The 1,732-nt window shown below is 73.7% G+C and carries 3 protein-coding genes; 1 reads left to right on the plus strand and 2 read right to left on the minus strand.

Annotation, left to right across the window (positions count from 1 at the left end; all coding sequences use genetic code 11):
- Positions 1-207 (minus strand): hypothetical protein (locus tag B8460_RS12175; protein ID WP_158322826.1); only part of this gene is annotated, 207 nt, incomplete at its 3' end.
- 127 nt (positions 208-334) lie between these two features.
- A complete protein-coding gene (locus B8460_RS12180; RefSeq protein ID WP_048861873.1) occupies positions 335-1,237 on the minus strand; it encodes a class I SAM-dependent methyltransferase in 903 nt (300 codons plus the stop codon).
- Between the two features lie 168 nt (positions 1,238-1,405).
- On the opposite strand from B8460_RS12180, the gene B8460_RS12185 reads away from it, so the two are divergent.
- A partial coding sequence (locus B8460_RS12185) for a glutamate--tRNA ligase family protein (RefSeq protein ID WP_048861874.1) occupies positions 1,406-1,732 on the plus strand: 327 nt, incomplete at its 3' end.

Below are 1,732 nucleotides of genomic sequence, written 5' to 3' on the forward strand. Positions count from 1 at the left end.
GCACAGCAGCACGCCGCGCGCGATCAGCGTCCAGCGGGCGGCCCAGACACCGGCCGCGGCGACGGCGAGGACGGCGGGGCCCGCCCACCACGGCGGCTCGCTGCGCACCGACAGGTAGGCCAGCGCGCCCGCCCCCATGAACACCGGCAGGAACAGGGCGAACCGCCCCTCCTCGCCCTCGTAGATGTCGAGGAGCGCGTCGGTCACAGCCCGGCGCCACCGGCGCGGCCATGCACGCCCGGCGATGGAAAGCGCCGTCATGATGCAACCTCCGGTCGCAGCCTAGCGACGCGGCCGGCCGGATGACAACAATGGCGGGACCGGGCGGGGGACGTCAGCCGCGATAGGCGCGCGCGCTCTCGATGCCCAGCAGATGCAGGACCGAGCCGGTCGCGGGATCGCGCAACAGGGCCACGTTCTCCGGCAGCGCCGTCCAGATGCGGTCGGCGACCGTGCCCTCGCCCATCGGCCCGCCGCCATACTCGGCGAGAAACGCCCAGGTCTTGCCGGGCAGCGGATGCACCACGAACCCGTGCGGCCCGAAGACGCGCCGCGCCGCGGCGACCGACCAGATGCAGATATGGCCGCGTCCGACCGGGTCGAGATAGGCGGGGTCCTCGTGCCGGACATAGTCGGTCAGCCCGGTGTTGAAGACGTAGCAGGCGCCGGGCGCGGATATGGCCGCGAGGTCGCGCACCAGCGCGTCGAGCATGCGCGGGGTCAGATGCTCGATCACCTCGATGCAGCTGCCGGCGTCGAACGGGCCGGCGAGGTCGCGCAGGGCGCCCACGTGATAGTTGGCGTGAAGTGTCCGCGCGGCCGTCGGCGGCGGAAACAGCTCGACGCCGTGGAAGACCGCGCGTGCCGCCGGAAGATGCCAGGCGAGCGCATCCAGCAGCAGCCCGGCGCCGGTGCCGATATCGAGGAACCGCCGCACCGGGACGCGGCAATACAGCAGCGTCTCGGCCACCCGCGCGAGGGCCGGCCCCCAGGCCCGTTCGCGCGCCGCCGCGAGCTCCGCCGCCCAGTACGCATCATCATACGACCGGGGCGCCGTCCCGCGGTCGATGCGGTCGAGCGTGGAAGATGACAGGGCGATGAAATCGCAGGCGTCGCACGCGTGGTAGTCATGCCCCGCCACGGTCGCATAGGGCGCGCCGACCGGCGCCGCGCACAGCGGACAAAGGGTGGGGCTCTCGCCAGTCTCGCTCTCGCCAGTCACGCTCTCGTCGGTCACGGCGCCTCCGTGCGGATGCCAGCGGCGACGGAGCGGGAGCGCCGTCCGTCAGGGGTCGGCGGCCTTGATGACCGAGCGCCCAGCCATGCGCAACGGACGGGCGGCGGACGCAGGGCGCGCGCCGCCCGCCGTCTCGCCCGTGCCCGGCCCGCGTGGTAGATCGCGGCCATGTCCGACAGCCCCGCCGTACGCACCCGCTTCGCCCCAAGCCCCACCGGCCTGCTGCATATCGGCGGGGTCCGGACCGCGCTGTTCAACTGGCTGTTCGCGCGCCGGCACGGGGGCGAATACCTGCTGCGCATCGAGGACACCGACCGCGCGCGCAGCACGGCGGCGGCGACGCAGGTGATCCTGGACGGGCTGGCCTGGCTCGGCCTCTCGCCGGACGGCACGCCCGTCTATCAGTCGGCCCGCGAGGGCCGTCACCGCGAGGTCGCGCTGGCGCTGCTGGAGGCCGGGCTTGCCTACCGCGCCTACGACACGCCGGAGGAGCTG

It is taken from the genome of Acidisphaera rubrifaciens HS-AP3 (genome assembly GCF_000964365.1).
Lineage (GTDB): Bacteria > Pseudomonadota > Alphaproteobacteria > Acetobacterales > Acetobacteraceae > Acidisphaera > Acidisphaera rubrifaciens.